Here is an 18,571-nt window from a genome sequence, read left to right on the forward strand (position 1 = left end):
CGGCGGGTCAGGGCACCGTGATGACGATCCGCCCCCGGACGTGGCCGGTCTCGCTGGCCGCGTGCGCCGCTCCGACCTCGGCCAGCGGGAAGGTCCGGGTGACCGGCAGCGCCATCGCGCCAGCCGCCGCGAGCCGGGCGCCTTCGCGGAGCGCGGGGGTCTTGTCCCGGCCGAAGCCCGTGGAGAACCGGACGCCGTGCCCGGCCGAGCCGACGTCGGCGATGGTCACCACCCGATCCGGGGAACCGGTCAGGTCGATCAGTTCGGGCAGGACGCCGGAACCGGCCAGGTCGAACGCGAAGTCGACACCGCCCGGAGCCAGCGCCCGCACCCGGTCGAGCAGTCCGGGGCCGTAGGTGGTCGGGACGGCGCCGAGCGAGGCGACGTAGTCCTGGTTGGCGGGACCGGCGACCCCGATGACGGTGACGCCCCGGTCGGCGGCGAACTGGGCGGCGGCCGACCCGACCCCGCCCGCGGCGCCGTTGAGCAGGACGGTCCGCCCGCTCCGGACACCCGAGTCGTCGAGCAGGCGCAGGGCGGTCTCGAACGGGGTCGGGTAGCCCGCCGCCTCGTCGAACGGCACCTTGTCCGGCTTGGCCGCCCAGGACGTGAGGACCGCGTGCTCCGCGTACGTCTCGGCCCCGGACCCGAACACGGCGTCGCCGACCTCCACGCCGACCACGCCGTCGCCGACCTCGTCCACGATCCCCGCGGCGTCGCCGCCGATGCCCGCGGGCAGGGTCAGCGGCACGATCGCCCGCATCTGCCCGTTCCGGATCCGCCACTCCACGGCGTTAACGCCCGCGGCGCGCACGGCGACGCGGATCCGCCCCGGCCCCGCGTGCGGCGCCTCGACCTCGACGAGGTCCAGGACCTCCGGGCCGCCGTACCGGCTGAACCGCACTGCCCTCATGATGTCCCCTCGCGTCGTGCCGATGATCGACTCAAGGGTGGGCGTTTCGCACCGCATCGCGAACCCGTGGACCGCGCTGTGCGGGAATCCGACATCGCAAGCCAAATCCCGGTGGAAACCGCCGGCCGTGAGGCCCGTGGCGCGGGCCCCGGCGCGTCACCGGGAGGAGTCGACCGGCATCCCGTTCAGCCGCGCGTCGTGCTGCCCGCACCGACCGGGGTGATCACCCCGGCCCGGTGACGGCGATCGCGCGGGAGGCCGCCGTCAGCGGACCGGCGCCGCGGCGCGCTTGGCGGCGAGGGTCGCGGTGAGTTCGGCGACCGTCGTGCCCCTGCCCGCCTCGTGGTCCTCGACCTCCACGCCGGTCCGCTCCTGGAGCGCGAGGGCGAGTTCGGCCAGCGCCAGCGAGTCGATGTCGAGCTCCTCCATCGTCGCCTCGGGGACGACCTCCTGCTCCGGCACGTCGAACTTCGTGGTCAGCAGGTCGAACAGGACGGCATCGGTCGAGGTCATGGTGGTCTCCTGCGGGTTTCGGCGGAGGTGACCGGCCGGGATCCGGGCGGATCGCGGCAGGCCGCATGGCGGAAGCGCCGGCACCCACCGCGACCACTCGACGCCGGGTGATCACAGTGGGTGCCGACGGTGCGGCAGGCTACCTGTTCGATCTTCGTTTCCCGGACCGTTGGTCACCATGCGGTGACCGCACTTCTGCGGACGTTTCAGCCAGTCAGCGCGCTGATCGGACGCGACCCGATCAGACGGCGACGCACCGCGCAGCGACGGCACGGCCACGATCGAGCGAGATGATCACCTCATCGGGCGGCCCCGCCGGCGGCCGGATCCCGCTATGCGGACGGCAGGTCGGGCCACACCATCGCGACCGACCCCCAGGTGAACCCGCCGCCGAACGCCGTCAGCAGCACCCGTTCCCCGGCGCGGACCTCGCCGCGCTCGACGGCGTGGGCGAGCGCGAGCGGGATGGACGCGGCGCCGGTGTTCCCGACCCGCTCGATGTTGCTCACGATCCGGTCGTCCGGGATGGACAGACGGGTCCCGACGGCGCTGATGATGCGGGCGTTCGCCTGGTGGGCGACGACGCGGTCGACGTCCTCGACGGCCCACCCGGCGGTCTTGAGCACCGCGCGCGACGACTCGGTCATCCGGGTCACCGCGTGCTGGAACACCTCGCGCCCGCTCATCCGGAAGTGCCGGTCCACGGGCCCGTACCGACCGGGTTCGGCCCGGTCGCGCGCACCGCCGGCGGGCACGGTGATCATGTCGTGGCCCGCGCCGTCGCTGCCGAGGTCGAACGCCAGCAGGCTGCCGGGCTCGCCCTGCCCGCCCGCGCGCAGCACCACCGCGCCCGCCCCGTCGGCGAACACGACACCCGCGCCGCGGTCGTCGGGCGACACGAGCGTCGAGTAGACATCGGCGGCCACGAGCAGCACCCGTTCCGCCAGCCCGCCCGCGATCATCCCGGCGGCCGTGGCCAGGCCGTAGACGAACCCGCTGCACACCGCGGACACGTCGAACGCCGCCACGCCGCCCAGCCCGAGCCGGGAGGCGAGGACCGGTGCCATCGCGGGCATCGGGTGGTCCGGCGTGGAGGTCGCGACGAGCACCGTGTCCACGAGCGGCGCACCGGCCATGGCCAGCGCGCCCTTGGCGGCCTCCAGGGCGAGGTCACCGGTCGACGTGCCCTCGTCGACCCAGTGCCGGGTGCCGATCCCGGTGCGCCTGCGGACCCAGGTGTCGTCGGTCTGCCAGTGCGCGGGGAGTTCGTCGTTGGCGACGACCCGCGGCGGCACCCAACCCGCGACCCCTTCGAGCACGGGCGCCCGAAGGGCTCCGGACAAGCGGCGTTCGATCAACGCGCGGCCTCTTTCTCAAGCCTCCCAACGGAGACGTGGGTAACGGAGAGTACACGAGTGGTCACACCACGCGTGATCCCCTAGTCGACTCCGCCTGCCAGCGCGGTGGAGCAGCGGCCGAGCAGGGCGACCAGGGTGGCGCGCTCCTCGGCGGTGAACTCGTCGGCGAGCCTGCGTTCGACCGCGACCGCGCGGACGTCGGCCCGGTCGACCGCGGCGGCGCCGGTCCCGGTGAGACGGGTCTCCAGGACGTTGCGGTGCACCGGGTGCGGCGTGCGCTCGACCAGGCCGAGGGACAGCAGGTTCTGCAGGATCGTCGTCATCGTCTGCGGGGTGACCAGGCAGGCCCTCGCCAGCGCCGCGGCGGAGATCCCCGGCTGCTCGGTGAGCACCAGCAGGGCCGCGTACTGGGGAACGGTGAGGCCCGCGGGCTTCACGGCCGCGTGCTTGGCCGTCATGAGCTCCTGCTCCACGCGCTTGAGGTGGGCGCCGAGGCGCTCGCTCATCGGCATCCGCATGTCCCCATCGTACGAACCCAGCCGACAAACAGAGTATTGATAGTTATCAGAGTTCTGATTACCCTCAGCCCTCGTACTCAACATCGAGGGGGACGGATGCGCGGGAAATCCGCAGTCATCGCACTGGTGGCGGCCCTGCTGCTGACCGGCGCGGGCACGGCGGTGGCCACCAGGCCACCGGGAACGATCACGGGGCACGCCGCGGCGCTGCACCCGGAAGGCGTCGCGTGGGACCCGACCAGGCAGGCGCTGCTGGTCGGGTCGTCGCGACACGGCACGGTGTCCGTCGTGCGCCCGGACGGGCGGGTCAGCACGCTGGTCAGCGACCCGCGGATGATCTCCACGTTCGGCCTGCGCGTGGACGCCGCGCGCGACCGGCTGCTGGTGGCGTTCGCCGACATCGGCGTCGGCGAGCGGTCCGGGCCCGACACGTCCTACCGGCAGTCCGGCATGGGGATCTTCGACCTCCGCACGGGCGCGCCGCTGCACCTGGTCGACCTCGCCATCGGTGAGGGGCGGCACGGGGCCAACGACCTGTCGCTCGACCGGGCGGGCAACGCTTACGTCACCGACCCGGCGTCCGACGCGCTCTACCGGATCGACCCGGCGGGCCGGGCCTCGGTGCTGGTGCGCGATCCGCGGCTGGCGTCGCCGACCATCGGCGCGAACGGCATCGCGTGGCACCCCGGCGGCTACCTGCTGGTCGTCCGCTACGGCGACGGCGCGCTGCTGCGGGTGTCGCTCTCCGGGCGGATCGACGAGGTGCGGCTGGACCGGCCGCTGGTCGGCGGCGACGGCATCGCGCTGCGTCCCGACGGCACGCTCGCCGTCGTCACCAACGGCCTCGGCGGCACGGGTGAGAACGCCGTGACCCTGTTGCGCCCCAACGGCCCCTGGTCGTCGGCGACGGTCCTGCGGCGGATCGCCCCGTGGCGCACGACCGCCCCGACCACCGTGGCCGTCACGCCGTACGGCGGCTACGTGGTCAGCGGCGACCTGGACCGGCTGCTGGCGGGCACCACCACGGACGTGTTCACGCTGGACAGGATCTGACCGGCGACCGGGCCCGCCGGGCGTCCTGCCCGGCGGGACCGGTCGTGCTCAGCCGCGCAGGACCAGCCAGTCGAAGACGTCGCCGACGCGGTCGAGGATCGACACGTGCCCGTCCTGCGGGCTGAGCCGCAGCTCCCCGTGCGGGCGAACGCGGTCCACCAGCCACTCGCTGTGCTCGGCGGGCACCATCCGGTCGCGCACACCGTGCACCAGCAGCGTCGGTACCGAGACCTCCGCCAGGTCGAAACCCCACGGCCCGACCACCGCCAGGTCGTCGTCGACCAGCCCGCCGAGCCCGGCCGCCATCGCGGCCCCGGCGTTGGCGCCCAACGACCTCCACGGTCCTTCGAGCGCCGCGTGGTCGGCGGGCGTGAACACCTCCGCGTCGAACTCCGCCGACGCCAGGTGCTCCTCCAACGCGGCCCGCCCGGCCACCGCCGCCCGCAACTCGGCCTCCCCCGCGGGCGCCATCCCCGCGAACCAGTCGAGCCCCTCCGCCGACACCGGCGCGGGCCCCGACATGCTCACCACCGCGAACACCCGCCCCGGCGGCAAGGCTCCGCACGCCAACGCGTGCGGCCCACCCCCGGAGTGCCCCGCCACCGCGAACCGCCCCAGCCCCAACGCGTCCGCGACCGCCACCACGTCCGCCGCAGCCGCCGCGACGTCCCGCCCGGCCACCGCCGTCGACCCGCCGTACCCCGGCCGGTCGTACCCCAGCAGCCGCACACCACGCCGGGAAGCCGCCTCCAGCAACGGTTCCAGCAGATCACCGGTCTGCGGCGACCCGTGGAGCCAGAACACCGGCACCCCACCGACCCCGCTGTCATGCACCCGCACCACACGCCCATCGGGCAGCTCGAGATCCATCCGCCGACCCTACGGCCGCGCCCGTCCCCCAGGGCGGGGATCGGGGCTCATGGGAGGCGAACCGCACGTCCAGGTCATCGCCAGCAGCCGCCCACCGGAGCCCGGCTCACGACTCCCGCGGCGGGTCCACCGGTCCCTCGATGGTGCGGGTGACGCGCCTGCTGATCTCCCCCAGCTGCCGCTGCTGCGCCGGGGGCAGCGCGTCGAAGACCAAGCGCTGGACCTCGTTGACGTGCCCCGGAGCGGTCGACAAGACCTTGTCCCACCCGGCCTGGGTCAGCGTCGCCAGTGTGTAGCGGCCGTCGTCGGGGTCGGGTGCGCGGCGCAGCCAGTCCTGCTTCTCGAGCTTGGCGACCACCTGCGACAGCCGGGGCAGCGAGGCCTCCGCCTCGGCGGCCAGCTCGCTCATCCGCATCGTCCACCCCGGCGCCATCGACAGCGTCGACAGCACCAGGTAGTCGAAGTGGCTGATGCCCGCGTCCCGGCGCATCTGGGTGTCGAGCGCGCTGGGCAGCCGGAGGATCAGGCCGATGAGCGCCCGCCAGGTGTCCTGCTGCTCGTCGGTCAGCCAGCGCGGGTCCTGAGCACCTTCCACGGACCCGAGCCTAGCTCCACCGGCCCGGTGACCAGACTCTCGATCCAGTTAAAGCTTTAACTCACCTGCTAGTCTGAGTTAAAGCTTTAAGTCAGAGAGGGAGACCATGACTCTGTTCCGCCTGGACGCCAGCATCCGCCCGCAGGGCTCGGCCACCCGCGAGATCGGCGACGTCGTCGAGCAGGAGTGGCTCGCGGCCCACCCCGGCGACGTGGTCGAACGCCGCCACATCGGTGTCGACGTCCTCCCCGCCGACGCGTGGGGCACGGCCGTCGACGCGAGTTCCACCCCCGAGGCCGAGCGGACGCCCGCGCACCGGGAAGCCGCGGCGCTGGCCGCCACGCTGGTCGACGAACTGCTCGCCGCGGACGCGCTGCTGTTCGCGGTGCCGCTGTACAACTACGGCGTCTCGCAGCACTTCAAGACCTACGGCGACCTCGTCTGGACCGACCCGCGTGCGCACGGCGTCCGTTTCCTCGAGGGCAAGAAGGCCGTCCTGGTCACGGCCCGCGGCGGGGCGTACGGCACGGGCACGCCGCGGGAGGGCTGGGACCACGCGACGCCGTTCATGCGCCGCATCCTCGCCGACGTGTGGGGCGCGGACCTGACGGTGATCGAGCGCGAGTTCACGCTCGTGGGCGTGCTGCCGGAGTTCGACGGCTTCCGGGACATGGCCGCGTCGATGCACGCCGAAGCGCTGGCGACGGCCCAGCAGGCAGGCAAGGCGCTCGGCGCGCTGTAACCCGGTGGAGAGCGGGACGCGGCGGGCCTGGATCGCACGGCTGCGCCCGCGGGGCGGGGTCGGGGCGGCGGGCCCGCGCGGGATCGTCGAGCGCGTCGGCGCGGGGCCCGTGGGCTGGGCGGTCGAGCTGAGTTCCGAGGTCGTGCGGCGGATCGTCGACGAGGTGCCCGCCCTCGGCGGGAGCCCGGCCGCGGTCGAGGCGCTCCGCCGGGGCAACGAGGCAACCACCCTGCGGGCGCTGTCCACGCTGGCGGAAGGCGCGGCCGCCGTCCCGCCCGCCGACGGGGCGGCGCTGGAGAGCATCCGCGGGTTCGTCCACCGGGCCGTGCCGCTGGAGCAGGTGCTGCGGGGCGTCCGGATCGGGCACGCGGCGACGACCGAGGCGTTCCTGCGCGCCTGCGCCGAACTGGTCGATCCCGCGGTGGCGGTCGACGAGGTCACGGCGATCTCCCGCGAGCTGTTCGCCTGCGTCGACGACCTCGCCGACACGATGATCCGCACCTACCTCGCCGAGCACGAGGTGTGGAGCACCAGCGCGGCCGCGGCGCGGGCCGACGTCGTGCGGTCCCTGCTGGGCGGCGCCGAGGTGGACGTCGGTGAGGCGTCGCGCGTCCTCGGCTACGACCTGCGGCGCACCCACCAGGCGGTGGTGGTGTGGTCGGACCCGCCGAGCGGCGGATCCTCGTTGCAGGCCGCGGCGATCGAGGTCCTGCGGGCCGGGGGCGCCACCACGACGCTGGCCATCCCCGTCGCCTCGGGCCGGTTGTGGGCATGGGGATCCGGCACGCACCGGACCGGTTCCGCGAGCGGTGTCGCGGAAGTGCTGTCCCGGCACCGGGTGCACGCGGCCTTCGGGACGCCTGTCGACGGTGTCGCGGGCTTCCGCCGTTCCCACCGCGAGGCCGAGCGCGCGGAGGGGGTCGAGCGGCTGCGGCGCACGGCCGGACGGGCGCCTCGGCACGCGACCACCTACGCCGACGTGGCCGCGATCGCCTTGCTGGCCACCGATCTCGACGCGGCGGGCGAGTTCGTGCGCCGCGAACTCGGCGGGCTCGCCGCCCGCACCGCGCCGATGGAGGCGCTGCGGACCACGCTGTACCACTACCTCGACGCGGAGCGCAGCCTCGTGGACGTCGCGCGCCGCCTGCATGTGGCCAGGGGAACCGTGACCTACCGCGTGAACCGGGCCCAGGAGGTGCTGGGGCACGACCTCCAAAGCCGCCGCTTCACCCTCCACACCGCACTGGCGCTCGCCGAGGAACTCGGGGACGCGGTCCTCGCGGACTGACGCCGCACCCCAAGGGGCAGCGAAATCCTGATCCCGCAGACCAAGCGGCCGTCCCCGCGACCGGGGTTGACTTCGTGGAGTCGGACGCGGTGGCCCACGAGGCCGCACGTCCCGGCGGACGGACCCGAACACCAGGAGGCGCACGATGATCGACCGAGAGACCTTCGTCGAGCTGATGAGCGGGGTGTGCTCCCCGGTCACCGTCGTGACGACGACGACCGCCGACGGGCGACCGCACGGCAGCACCGTGTCGAGCTTCGCCTCGCTCTCGCTGGACCCGCCGCTGGTGAGCTTCGCCCTGGACCGCACCTCGGGCCTGCTGACCCACCTCCGTCCCGGTGACCGGGTGGGCGTCAACATCCTCGGCGCCCACCAGCAGGAGCTGGCTTCGACGTTCGCCCGCCGCCGCCGGGGGCCGGGCCTGAAGTTCGACGGCGTGACGTGGACCGTCCGAAGTGGACTGCCCCACCTGCCGGAGTCCGCGGGCTGGACGGCGGGACGGGTCGAACGCCATGTGGACGGCGGTGACCACGTCCTGCTCGTCGTGCGCGTCGAGGAGGCCGAGTCGACCGCCACGGCCCCGCTGGTCTACGCGCGCCGCGTCTTCGGCACGCACTCCCTCCTCACCGCCGCGAGCTGACCCCGTTCCCGCACGACCCCTCACAACGGAGTGACGATGAGCATCATCATGGACGCCCCGCACACCACCGACGACGCGCGCACGCTGCGGGCCGAACTCGTCGAGCGCGCCGCCAAGCTGCGGCCGCTGCTGGCGGGCAACGCCGATTCGACCGACCGCGAGCGCGGCGTGCCCGCCGAGAACATCACCGCACTGGCCGAGGCCGGTCTGCTTTCCTTGATGCGGCCCGCGCGCTACGGCGGCGGGCAGACCGACTTCCGCACCCTGCTGGAGGTCAGCCGCGAGGTCGGGCGCGCCTGTGGCTCCACCGCCTGGGTGACCGCGCTGCTCAACGCGGGCGCGTGGTTCGTCGGTCTTTTCCCGGCCCAGGCGCAGGACGACGTCTGGGCCGACACCCCCGACGCCCGGATCGCCGGCGTCGTGACACCTTCGGGCACCGCGCGCGTGGTCGACGGCGGGTACCGGGTGAGCGGGCGCTGGGCCCCCGCGTCCGGGTGCGCGCACGCCGACTGGGCCGTCCTCGGGGTCGTCCGGCCGGACGCCGAGGGCACGTCGGACGCCGTCGGCATCGTGCTCGTGCCGATGCCGGAACTGTCCATCGTGGACACGTGGTTCGTGGCGGGTATGCGCGGGACGGCGTCGAACACCCTGATCGGCGAGGACCTCTTCGTTCCCGCGCACCGCTTCCACTCCATTCCCGACGCCGTGGAAGGCCGGTACGCCACGCCCTTCACCGACGAAGCCCTCTACCGGGCGCCGTTCGTACCCGCCACCGCGCTGGTGCTGACCGGGCCCCAGCTCGGGCTGGCCGCGGCCGCCGTCGACCTCCTCGCCGAACGGGCCCCGCAGCGGGCGTTGACCATGACGAGCTACGCCACCCAGGCCGAGGCGCCCACCATCCAGATCGCCGCCGCGAACGCCGCGTCGCTCGCCGACTCGGCCCAGCTGCACGCTTATCGCGCGGCCGCCGACATCGACGAGGCCGCGCGGGCCGGGGTCGTCGCCGACTACGACGCCAGGGCGCGGATGCGAATGGACGCGGGGGTCGCCGCGGTCCACGCGCGCGAGGCCGTCCGCATCGTGTGCTCGGCGCAGGGCGCTTCGAGCTTCGGCGAGTCCAACCCGTTGCAGCGCGTCTGGCGCGACATCGAGACCGGCAGCAGGCACGCAGTCCTCAACCCCGAGGTCGCCGCCGAGATCTACGGGAAGTCGCTGTTCGGCATCCGCGGCACCGTATCCGCGCTGGTCTAGGGCTTTCCGTGCGCACGAGGCCCGGATCCGCTGCGGAGGAAGGAAGCCATCCCCGATGACCATCGCAGGAACAGCCGTCGTCGACGCGATCTCCGGGCGCGCCCCGGACCTGGTCTCCGCCGGGGGCAGCCGGACGTGGTCGCTGCGCGGCCGCAACTTCGCGGTGGCGATCACCGAACTCGTGGCGGGCGACCGGGTCACCGAGTTCGACCTACCCGACGAGCACGTGCTGCTCGTCCAGGACGACGCGGGAGTGGCCGTCGAGCACGGCGGTCGGGCACCCGTCACCGTGTCCGAGCCCGCGTTCGTCGTCGTACCTGCGGGCACCGGCACGGTGTGCGCGGCGTCGTCGACCACGGTGGCGCGGGTGTTCACCTCCCGCTGCGACGAGCAGATGAGGCGGGCCGCCAACCACGCCACCGGGATCGACCCGCGGACCGCACCGCTACCGGAGCCCAGCGCGGCGGGCGGCGGGCTCCGGGTGCACCGCCTGCGCGACGTACCCGACGAGGAAGGGCGCCTCGGCCGCATCTTCCGGACGGCGTCGCTGATGGTGAACTGGTTCCCGGTACGCGAAGGGCCGCGCGACACCGAACGGCTCTCGCCGTATTCCCACGAGGACTTCGAGCAGATGTCGGTGACCCTGGTCGGGGACCACGTCCACCACCTCAGGGTTCCGTGGACCCCTCGGCTGAGCGAGTGGCGCGACGACGAGCACGTCCGGGTCGGCAGCCCCTCGATGACCCTGATCCCGCCCACCGTCGTGCACACCACCGGTGCCGTCGGCACGGGTCCGCACACGCTCGTCGACGTCTTCGCCCCACCGCGCGACGACTTCCTCGCCAAAGGCTGGGTGCTCAACGCCGACGACTACCGGGAGTGCAGGCCGTGACAGCGCAGTCCTTCCCCCGGCTCGGCGCCTGGGTCAAGCTCCCCGCACCGGAGAGCGTCGAACTGCTCGCGCTCGCCGGGTTCGACTTCGTCGTGATCGACGCCGAGCACGGCGCGATCGACATCCGCACCACGTCGACCATGATCGCGCTGGCCCGCGGCTGCGGGCTCAGGCCGTTCGTCCGGGTCGCGGGCACCGCACCCCGTGACGTCCAGGTCCCGCTCGACGCGGGCGCCGCCGGCCTGTTCGTCCCCCAGGTCGACAACACGGCCCGTGCGCGGGAAGCCGTTGGAGCGACCCGTTTCCCGCCGCTCGGACGCCGCGGCGCCAGCACGTCCGGACGCGCGGGCCGCTGGGGGCTGGAAGCTCTCGGCGACTACCTGCGGTCCGGCAACGACGACGTCCTCCTTGTGGTCCAAGCGGAAAGCGCCGAAGCCCTCTCGGAGATCGCCGGGATCGGCGGGGTCGCGGGTGTCGACGCGGTCTTCATCGGCCCGACCGACCTCGCGGTCTCCAGCGGGTTCCCCGAGGGCGACGGCGGACTGGCAGGCCTCATCGCGGCGGCCGAACGGGGTTGTGCCGACCACCGCGTCACCCTGGGCACCACGGCCTCGGGCAACGCGCCGGAACTGCTGGCCCGCGGGTACGACTTCCTCGTCCTGGGAGCCGACACCACCATGCTGCGCCAAGGCGCGCAGGCGCTGGTGGGCGCGGCGACGGCGGTCGGCCGATGACCGCCGCCGTGCACACCGAACTCTCGACTCTGGTGACGGCGCTGTGGTTCGAGATCGACCACGGCGGCGGTTCCGCCGCCTCCGGCTTCTTCACCGCCGACGCCGAGCTGACGTTCTCGCGCAGGACCTTCCGCGGCACCGGCGAGATCGACGGCGTCTACCGCGACCGGGCCGCACGCGGGCCGCGGGTGTCGCGCCACCTGATGTCCAACTTCCACGTCCTCCACCACGAACCCGGCCGCGTCGACGCCGTGTCCGCGCTGGTGCTCTACGCGCAGGACGGAGAACCTCCCGTGCCCACAACGGTTCCGGTGCTCGTGGCCGACGTGTTCGACCGCTTCGTCCTGCTCGGCGGAGCCGGGTGGCTCATCGCCTCCCGGCGGATCGAGAACCGCTTCCTCCTGCCCGGCGACGTGCTCGCCGTCCCCACCGAATGAGGAAACCGATGTCCCACCAGCGAAATCCGGACGGGTTCCCCGTGCCGACCACACGGGGCGCCCTGCCGATCGTCGACTCGCACCTCTTCGCCGACCTGCTCCCGCCGGAGGCGGCGTTCGAGCTGACCGCGGGCCACCGCCACCACCTGGAGCCCTACGTCGGCGTCACCGACGACGGCACCCCGCGCCGGGGCCTCTACCACCTGGACGGTCCGACCACGGCCCCCAACCCCGCCGTGGCGGCGGCCGCGGCCTACCTCGACGGGCTGGCACCCCACCAGCGCGTCGTCGGAGCCCTGCCGATGGACGCCCCGGAATGGCGGCTGTGGACCAACGCCATCCCCACGTGGCACCCGAAGGGCATGCGCCTCGACCGGCTCGCCGGCCACGACCGCGACCGCGCGCTGGCCGTCGTCGAGGCGAGCCTGAGCCCCGCGGGTTACGCCCAGGTGCGCGCGGCGATGGCGCTCAACGCGAACCTCGGCGAACTCGTCGACGACTACCGCGACACGCTCGCGGAATTCGCCTACTGGTTCACCCTCTTCGGCAACCCCTCGGCCGACTCCCCGTGGGGCTGGCAGCTCATGGGCCACCACGTCGACCTGCACTGCGTCCTCATCGGCGGCGACACCGTCCTCGCCCCCGTGTTCCTGGGCGCCGAACCGACCACCGGCACGGGCCGGTTCACCGGCGTCCGAGCCCTCCAGGACGAGACGGAGGTCGCCCTCGCGTTCCGCCGCACCCTGGACCCCGACCGCGAGCCCGAGTTCCTCATGGGCTCGTCCCTGCTGGCCGCCGACCTCCCGCCCGAGCTGGCGGGCCCCTGGAACGGCAGGCACCTCTCCGGCGCGGGCGGCGACAACCTCGTCCTCCCGCCCGCGGGGATCATCGCCTCGAGCCTCCCCGCCGACCAGCTCGACGGCCTGGTCGACCTGATCCGCGTCTACCTCGACCGCCTGCCGCGCCCGCAGGCCGACCGCACCCTCGCGCTGGTCCGCGACCACCTCGACGACACCCGCTTCTCCTGGCGCGGCGCCCACGACGACAGGTGCGCCTTCTACTACCGCGTCCACTCGCCCGTGCTCCTGGTCGAGTACGACAACCACCCCGGCGTCTTCCTCACCAACCCCGAGCCCGCCCGCTTCCACGTCCACACCATCGTGCGGTACCCCAACGGCAACGACTACGGCCGCGACCTCCTCGCCCAGCACTACGGCCTGCACCACGGCTGACGCGGTGGCACGTCACACCGCGTCGTCCGCCCGCCGCCCCAGTTGCTCCTCCAGGTTGAACACCTCGGGCAGCAGCCGGAACCCCTCGTCCGGCGGCGCGCCCTCCAGGTCCACGAAGTACTGCCCCATCTCCGCCTGCCAGCGGCGGTTCACGTCGGTGCCGGCCATGGCCGCCTGGGCCTCGGCCAGCGAGTCCGCCTCGACGTACCCGATCAGCAGGCCGTCCTCGCCCAGGAAGAGCGAGTAGTTGCGCCACCCGGTGTCGCGCAGGGCTTCCAGCATCTCCGGCCACACCTCCCGGTGCCGCCGCCGGTACTCGGCCAAGTGCTCCGACCGGACCTGCAACCGGAAGCAGTAACGGGGCATCAGCACTCCTTCGCGCGGCGGAGGCGGGCCTCCACGACGGTCGCCGACCCCGGTCGAGGTCAGCCCGATACCCCAAGTATCCGACGTCACGCGGGCGGCCGCTTCCGACCGCGCCCCAGGTCACGTGAAGCGGGTCGGGAATCCGGCGGGTGCCTGCGCGGCGACGCCGTTCCAGGCCGGAGCTCACCGGACGAAGTCGACCAACCGGTCCGCGGCGACCGAGGCCCCGTCGGTGCGGATCCGTGCCCCCAGCGCCCTCGCGCGCTCCCGTGTCCCCGGTTCCAGTGCCTTCCCGAACGCGGCGTCCAACGCCTCGGCGGACGGCGCGGGCCCGTCGAGTGCCGCGCCGACGTCGAGTGCCGCCACCCGGCTGCCCCAGTACGGGGTGTCCGCCACGGGGAGGGAGATCACCACCTGCGGTACGCCCGCCTTGGCGGCCACCACCGTCGTGCCCGCCCCGCCGTGGTGCACCACGGCGGCCACCTCGGTGAACAGGCGCTGCTGGTTGACCTCGCCGATGGCCAGGCAGTCGTCCCGGTCGTCGATCAGGCCCAGGTCCGCCCAGCCGCGGGAGACAAGTGCGCGGTGGCCCCGTGCGCGGATCGCCCCGATGGCCCCGCGCGCGAAGTCCGGCGACGGGCGCAGGCTGCCGAAGCCCACGTAGACCGGCGGCGCGCCCGCGTCCAGGAACGCGACCAGGTCGGCGGGCAGCGGGCGTGCGTCGGTCAGGGTCCAGGCGCCCGTCTGGACCACGTCGAGGCCCGGGACCTCCCGCCACGGCCCCAGGACCGGGTCCGCAGCCAGCCACGGGCGGTCGGTGAGGACGTGGTCGCGGACGCCTGCCACCGGTGGCAGGCCGAGCGCCGTCCGGTGGCCGTTGAGCACGTCCCCGAACTGCGCGTCCACGTTGCGGGCGTCCAGCTCCCACAGCGTCGGGTTGTCCCGCACCTCCTGCTCGCGCCAGCCCGGCCTAGGTGGCGGCGCGTGGTGCGGTGACGGCAGGTTGACCGCCGAATAGCTCGCGTACACGTACCGGATGCCCACGGCCTCGGCCACCGACCGCGCGGCGATCTGCGCCAGCCCCGCGGCCACCAGCACGTCGCACCCGTCGGCCGCCGCGGGGAGCACGTCGAACTGCGCGGCGACCAGCGCCGTCCGGAACCGGGACAGGTCCTCCGCCGACGGCCCGGCCTTCCCGTCCATCAGCGCCCGCACCGACAGGCCGACCGGCGCCGGTTCGATCCCGAACCCCGCCAGCCGTTCCGCGAACTCCTCGTCCGGCGGGGCGCACATCCGCACCTCGACGCCGATCCCCCGCAGCCGCACCGCGAGCGCCACCAGCGGTTCGACGTCGCCGCGCGTCCCGTACGTCGACAACAGCACCCGCATGTCCGGGTCCTCCCTCGCCCGCCGACCGGGGAGTCAGCCCGCGGCGGTGTTGTAGTTGACGACCCGTTCCACCATGAGGGCGGCCGCGCCGGGCAGCGGGCTGTCCGTCCCCTTGCCGACCACGTCGGGCAGCCGGTGCGCTTCCTCCTCGGCGACCGCGACCATGCCCCAGAACGCGTTGAAGTCCGCCGGGTCCGCCGGGTGGTCCGCGGCCGCCTCGACCACCATGCCCGCGTCCCCCGCGACCACGGCGAGCGCGCCCATGTGCCGCAGCACGTCGGGATCGCGCTCCTCGGCGGCCACCACGCTCCACCCGGCGACCCTCGTCCGCCGCAACGCCTCGACGAGGCAGCCCGCGCTGCCCGCGCCGCTGATCACGATGTCCGGCAGGACGAGGACCACCGGTCCCCGCGCCAAGGGCAGGGCGGACCGGATCGCCCCTTCGAGCCCCGGTTCGAACGACTCGTCCTGGTAGACGAAGACGACGTGGAAGGTCCCGGCGTAGCGCGTGAGGTAGGCCACCGTGTCCAGCTTGTGCGCCGCGATCACGACGACCACGCGCACGCGCAGTCCGCTTTCGGCCAGTTCGACGGCGGCTTCGAGACTGCGGTCCAGGACGGTCACACCCGGAGCCAGGCAATGCAGCTCCTTCGAGTAGGGCGCGCCGAACCGCGTCCCGAACCCGGCGCACGGCAGGATGATCGACACGTCGGGGGTGGTCGCGGGCGAACGGCGCATCGGGCGGCTCTCCGGCTGTGTCGACGATCGCGGACCCGACCACGCGATTCACGACGACTCCGGCGTGACGATGTCCGGGGTGGACGAAGGCGCCCCGCCGCCAAGTGAGACCGCGAGGCCCGCTTCTGTTGCAGAGGAACACTTTCGAGGCGCAGGCTACAACCACGCGCCCGCGGGTCGTCGCGATGCGGGCGGTGAGGGCGCGAAGTCGCCACGTCGACTCGCCGCTGTTGACCCGTGCGCGCTGCGATCATCAGCACGACCCGATGGAGGCGAGATGCTCGACGACGTGATGACCGCGCTCGACGCGGTGCTGCCGCGCCTGCGGGCGGCCACCGGCACCCCCGGAGTGGCCGTGGCGGTCGCCACGAGCACGGAACTGCGCACCGCCGCCGCCGGGTACGCCGACCTGGCGGCGGGCGTCCCGATGACCGCCGACACCGCGGCTCCGGCCGGGTCGCTCTCCAAACCGATCACCGGCCTGGCGTTCCTGCAACTGGTCGAGGCGGGCGCGGTCGACCTGGAGACGCCGATCGACGCGCTGCTGCCCGCAGGGCTGCGCGGCCGCGATCCCGCCCCCGTCACCGCGGCGATGCTCGCCGCCCACCAGGGCGGCTACTACCCCGACACCGTGGCGGCCACGATGACGGCGCCCGAACCGGTGGCCGAGTTCGTGCGCCGCAGGCACGGGATCGGCCGCGCCCTCGAATACGGCGGCGCGCTGCCGCTGCTGACGGCGCCGGGCGGCTACTCGTACTCCTCCTTCGGCATCAGCGTGCTCGGCTGCGCCGTCGAGCACGCGACGCAGGAGCCCTTCGCCGACCACGTGGGCAGGCACGTGCTCGCCCCGGCGGGAATGAAGGCCTCCGGGTTCGACGACGGCACGGCGCGGTCGTGGACGGGCGAACGGGCCACCGGTTACATGGCGTTCGGGGACTGGTGCGTGCCGAGCCCGCCGATCCGCTCCTCCGCCTACCCCGGCGCGGGCATGCAGACCAGCGCCGCGGACGTCGGACGGCTGCTCCAGTCGCTGCTGCGCACGAGTCGGGGTGAGCACGGGCTGGTGCGGCCCGAGACGCTCGCGACCATGGTGACCCCGCGCGTGGCGCGCGGTGGTCCGGCGGGCAGGCGGTCGTTCTCGGGGCTCACGTTCGAGCTGGCCGATCCCGAGTTGGGCGACTCGTGGTGGTGGGGGCACTCGGCCGCTTTCCTCTACGGCTTCTGGTGGGACGTGCGGGTGTGGCCGAAGCACGACATCGCGGTCGTGGCCGTCGGCAACCGCTGGGACATGGCGAGGTTCCACAACCCGGCCACCCGCAGCGCGCCCGGCCTGGCCGCCGAGTGGGTCGGCCGCTGGGCGCTCTCCGGCGCCCCCGGCGCGCTCCCGGCCGATCCCGGCAGGGCGCGGTGGACGGGGCCGCGGCCGACTTCGCAGACGTCGCGGTGGGTGGGTGCGGTGGTCGGTGAGCGCGTCCACGGCCTGCTCAGCGTCGCCGACCCGCTGCCCGCCGCGACCCTCGCCGCGATGACCGGCGGCGCGCGCGGGCTCGGTGACGAACTGAGCGCGGCTCGGGACGACGGCGGCGGCTGGGACGTCGAGGCGTTCGGGCGTGGTGTGGAGGAGGCCCGCGCGGTGGCGCCGGACCCGGACGCGATCGCCGCCTTCGGCAGGGGTCTCGGGCCGCAGGCGGGGTTGTGGATGCTCGAATGCGGGGCTTCGACCGCGGACATGACGATGCCGATCGACTTCTTCGCCCGCCCTCCGGCCTGACCGCACACCCCGCGGCGGGCGTCAGGTCAGCCGCACGTCCAGGGCTTCGCGGTGCCTGCCGCGCGGCAGCGGCACCCACGCGGGCTCGCCGACCGGGTGCACGTCGGGGAAGCGCTCGAAGAGGGCCCGCAGCGACTCCTCGCCCTCCACGCGGGCCAGTGCCGCGCCGAGGCAGAAGTGCGGCCCCCAGCCGAATCCGACGTGCCCCTCGGCGTACCCCTGCCCGGCCTGCCACCGGATGTCCGGCTCGTGCGGGTGGGTGAACTGGTCGGGGTCGCGGTTCGCGGCGCCGAGCACCACCTGCACCGCGTCGCCCGCGCTGATGAGCACCCCGCCCACCGTGATGTCCTCGGCCGCGTAGCGCAGCCGGGCGAGCTGCACCGGGCCGTGGGTGCGCACCAGTTCGCGCACCGCGGCGGGCCACAGCTCCGGGTCGGCGAGCAGCAGGTCGAGCTGGGCGCGGTCCCGCATGAGGGCGAGCGCGGCGTTGGACAGCGCGTGGGCGGCGGTCTCGTGCCCGGCCAGCACCAGGAACACCACGAGAGCCACGGCCTCGACGTCGCCGAGGTGGTCCTGGGCGACGACCGCGGAGATCAGGTCGTCCTTCGGGTCGGCCCGGCGGCGGTCGACGAGCGCGTGGCAGGAGGCGAACATCTCCCCCATCGTCACCGCGACCTCGGCCGGGTCCGCGGCGACGAGCACCTTGCCCCAGCGCCGCCACGCGTCCCGGTCCTCCTCGTCCACGCCGACGAGCTCGCAGACCACCGTCATGGCCACCGGGTAGGCGAACCCGTCGAGCAGGTCCACCGTCCCGCCCAGCGTGTCGAGCAGGTCGTGGACGATCCGGCGCAGGCGCGGGCGCATCTCCGCGACCTTCGCGGCGCCGAACGCGCCCGCGATGCTGCGCCGCAACCTCGTGTGCGCGGCGCCGTCCAGGCTGAGCAGGCTCGCCCGCAGGTAGGGCAGGTGCTCCTCGGGGGTGCCCAGGGCGAGCAGCGTGCGCTCCTGCGCCCGCGCCCCGTGCCCCGGCAGTCCCGCGGGGTCGTTGCGGATCGCGGGGTGGGCGAGCACGGCGCGGACATCGGCATTGCCGGTGATGAGCCACGCCTCGCCGCCGCCGGGCAGGCGGGCGCGGCACACCGGGGTCTCGGCGAGGATCCGGTCGTACCCGCGCAGGGGATCGGCGAGGACGGCCGGATCGGTGAGGTCCACCACGGGTTCGGGCGGCGACGCGGGCATCATCCCGCCATCCTGGCCCACGGGAACCGATC

General features: G+C 74.0%; 20 protein-coding genes. 10 read left to right on the forward strand and 10 right to left on the reverse strand.

The window, feature by feature from the left end:
- Window positions 1-7: 7 nt before the first annotated feature.
- The 4 genes from RM788_RS11800 to RM788_RS11815 form a co-directional block, all read right to left on the reverse strand.
- The gene (locus tag RM788_RS11800) at window positions 8-913 is read right to left on the reverse strand and encodes an NADP-dependent oxidoreductase (protein WP_315931658.1); all 906 of its coding nucleotides are present in this window, start codon (window positions 911-913) and stop codon (window positions 8-10) included.
- A 264-nt stretch (window positions 914-1,177) separates the two neighbouring features.
- Window positions 1,178-1,426, reverse strand: coding sequence for a phosphopantetheine-binding protein (locus RM788_RS11805; protein WP_315931659.1), 249 nt, complete (start codon window positions 1,424-1,426; stop codon window positions 1,178-1,180).
- A gap of 332 nt (window positions 1,427-1,758) precedes the next feature.
- Window positions 1,759-2,769: a beta-ketoacyl-ACP synthase III gene (locus tag RM788_RS11810; protein WP_315931660.1), complete on the reverse strand. Its 1,011-nt coding sequence runs from the start codon at window positions 2,767-2,769 to the stop codon at window positions 1,759-1,761.
- 95 nt (window positions 2,770-2,864) lie between these two features.
- Window positions 2,865-3,302, reverse strand: a complete 438-nt coding sequence (locus tag RM788_RS11815; RefSeq protein WP_315931661.1) for a MarR family winged helix-turn-helix transcriptional regulator — start codon at window positions 3,300-3,302, stop codon at window positions 2,865-2,867.
- Window positions 3,303-3,398: 96 nt separating this feature from the next.
- On the opposite strand from RM788_RS11815, the gene RM788_RS11820 reads away from it, so the two are divergent.
- Window positions 3,399-4,355 carry an SMP-30/gluconolactonase/LRE family protein gene (locus RM788_RS11820; protein ID WP_315931662.1) on the forward strand — a complete coding sequence of 319 codons (957 nt, stop codon included), beginning with the start codon at window positions 3,399-3,401 and terminating at the stop codon, window positions 4,353-4,355.
- Between the two features lie 48 nt (window positions 4,356-4,403).
- Here the strand turns inward: RM788_RS11820 and RM788_RS11825 are convergent, their stop codons facing one another.
- Together RM788_RS11825 and RM788_RS11830 are read right to left on the reverse strand one after the other, a co-directional pair.
- Window positions 4,404-5,225 (reverse strand): alpha/beta fold hydrolase, encoded by an 822-nt coding sequence (locus RM788_RS11825; RefSeq protein WP_315931663.1) that lies wholly within the window; start codon window positions 5,223-5,225, stop codon window positions 4,404-4,406.
- Window positions 5,226-5,331: 106 nt separating this feature from the next.
- Window positions 5,332-5,820, reverse strand: a complete 489-nt coding sequence (locus RM788_RS11830) for a MarR family winged helix-turn-helix transcriptional regulator (RefSeq protein ID WP_315931664.1) — start codon at window positions 5,818-5,820, stop codon at window positions 5,332-5,334.
- 106 nt (window positions 5,821-5,926) lie between these two features.
- On the opposite strand from RM788_RS11830, the gene RM788_RS11835 reads away from it, so the two are divergent.
- The 8 genes from RM788_RS11835 (at window position 5,927) to RM788_RS11870 (ending at window position 13,036) form a co-directional block, all read left to right on the forward strand.
- Window positions 5,927-6,562 (forward strand): FMN-dependent NADH-azoreductase, encoded by a 636-nt coding sequence (locus tag RM788_RS11835; RefSeq protein ID WP_315931665.1) that lies wholly within the window; start codon window positions 5,927-5,929, stop codon window positions 6,560-6,562.
- 4 nt (window positions 6,563-6,566) lie between these two features.
- A complete protein-coding gene (locus tag RM788_RS11840) occupies window positions 6,567-7,850 on the forward strand; it encodes a PucR family transcriptional regulator (RefSeq protein ID WP_315931666.1) in 1,284 nt (427 codons plus the stop codon).
- A gap of 145 nt (window positions 7,851-7,995) precedes the next feature.
- Complete coding sequence (locus RM788_RS11845) at window positions 7,996-8,490, forward strand: flavin reductase family protein (protein ID WP_315931667.1); 495 nt, start codon at window positions 7,996-7,998, stop codon at window positions 8,488-8,490.
- Between the two features lie 36 nt (window positions 8,491-8,526).
- Complete coding sequence (locus RM788_RS11850; RefSeq protein ID WP_315931668.1) at window positions 8,527-9,741, forward strand: acyl-CoA dehydrogenase family protein; 1,215 nt, start codon at window positions 8,527-8,529, stop codon at window positions 9,739-9,741.
- Between the two features lie 55 nt (window positions 9,742-9,796).
- Window positions 9,797-10,633: a cupin domain-containing protein gene (locus RM788_RS11855; protein ID WP_315931669.1), complete on the forward strand. Its 837-nt coding sequence runs from the start codon at window positions 9,797-9,799 to the stop codon at window positions 10,631-10,633.
- Complete coding sequence (locus RM788_RS11860; protein WP_315931670.1) at window positions 10,630-11,367, forward strand: HpcH/HpaI aldolase family protein; 738 nt, start codon at window positions 10,630-10,632, stop codon at window positions 11,365-11,367. Before RM788_RS11855 ends, RM788_RS11860 begins: the two co-directional genes overlap by 4 nt.
- Window positions 11,364-11,804: a nuclear transport factor 2 family protein gene (locus tag RM788_RS11865; protein WP_315931671.1), complete on the forward strand. Its 441-nt coding sequence runs from the start codon at window positions 11,364-11,366 to the stop codon at window positions 11,802-11,804. The genes RM788_RS11860 and RM788_RS11865 overlap by 4 nt, the downstream gene beginning before the upstream one ends.
- An 8-nt stretch (window positions 11,805-11,812) precedes the next feature.
- The gene (locus tag RM788_RS11870; protein WP_315931672.1) at window positions 11,813-13,036 is read left to right on the forward strand and encodes a DUF3500 domain-containing protein; all 1,224 of its coding nucleotides are present in this window, start codon (window positions 11,813-11,815) and stop codon (window positions 13,034-13,036) included.
- 12 nt (window positions 13,037-13,048) lie between these two features.
- Here the strand turns inward: RM788_RS11870 and RM788_RS11875 are convergent, their stop codons facing one another.
- The 3 genes from RM788_RS11875 to RM788_RS11885 form a co-directional block, all read right to left on the reverse strand.
- Window positions 13,049-13,402, reverse strand: a complete 354-nt coding sequence (locus RM788_RS11875; protein ID WP_315931673.1) for an L-rhamnose mutarotase — start codon at window positions 13,400-13,402, stop codon at window positions 13,049-13,051.
- A gap of 183 nt (window positions 13,403-13,585) precedes the next feature.
- Window positions 13,586-14,791 (reverse strand): glycosyltransferase, encoded by a 1,206-nt coding sequence (locus tag RM788_RS11880; RefSeq protein WP_315931674.1) that lies wholly within the window; start codon window positions 14,789-14,791, stop codon window positions 13,586-13,588.
- 33 nt (window positions 14,792-14,824) lie between these two features.
- Entirely contained in the window at window positions 14,825-15,529 is a 705-nt protein-coding gene (locus RM788_RS11885; RefSeq protein WP_315931675.1) for a glycosyltransferase family protein, read from the reverse strand.
- 277 nt (window positions 15,530-15,806) lie between these two features.
- Here RM788_RS11885 and RM788_RS11890 point away from each other — a divergent pair, with 277 nt between their 5' ends.
- Window positions 15,807-17,300, forward strand: a complete 1,494-nt coding sequence (locus tag RM788_RS11890) for a serine hydrolase domain-containing protein (protein WP_315931676.1) — start codon at window positions 15,807-15,809, stop codon at window positions 17,298-17,300.
- Between the two features lie 21 nt (window positions 17,301-17,321).
- On the opposite strand, the gene RM788_RS11895 is transcribed toward RM788_RS11890, so the two are convergent.
- A complete protein-coding gene (locus tag RM788_RS11895) occupies window positions 17,322-18,542 on the reverse strand; it encodes a cytochrome P450 family protein (protein WP_315931677.1) in 1,221 nt (406 codons plus the stop codon).
- Window positions 18,543-18,571: the final 29 nt, after the last annotated feature.

Source organism: Umezawaea sp. Da 62-37, from assembly GCF_032460545.1.
GTDB lineage: Bacteria > Actinomycetota > Actinomycetes > Mycobacteriales > Pseudonocardiaceae > Umezawaea.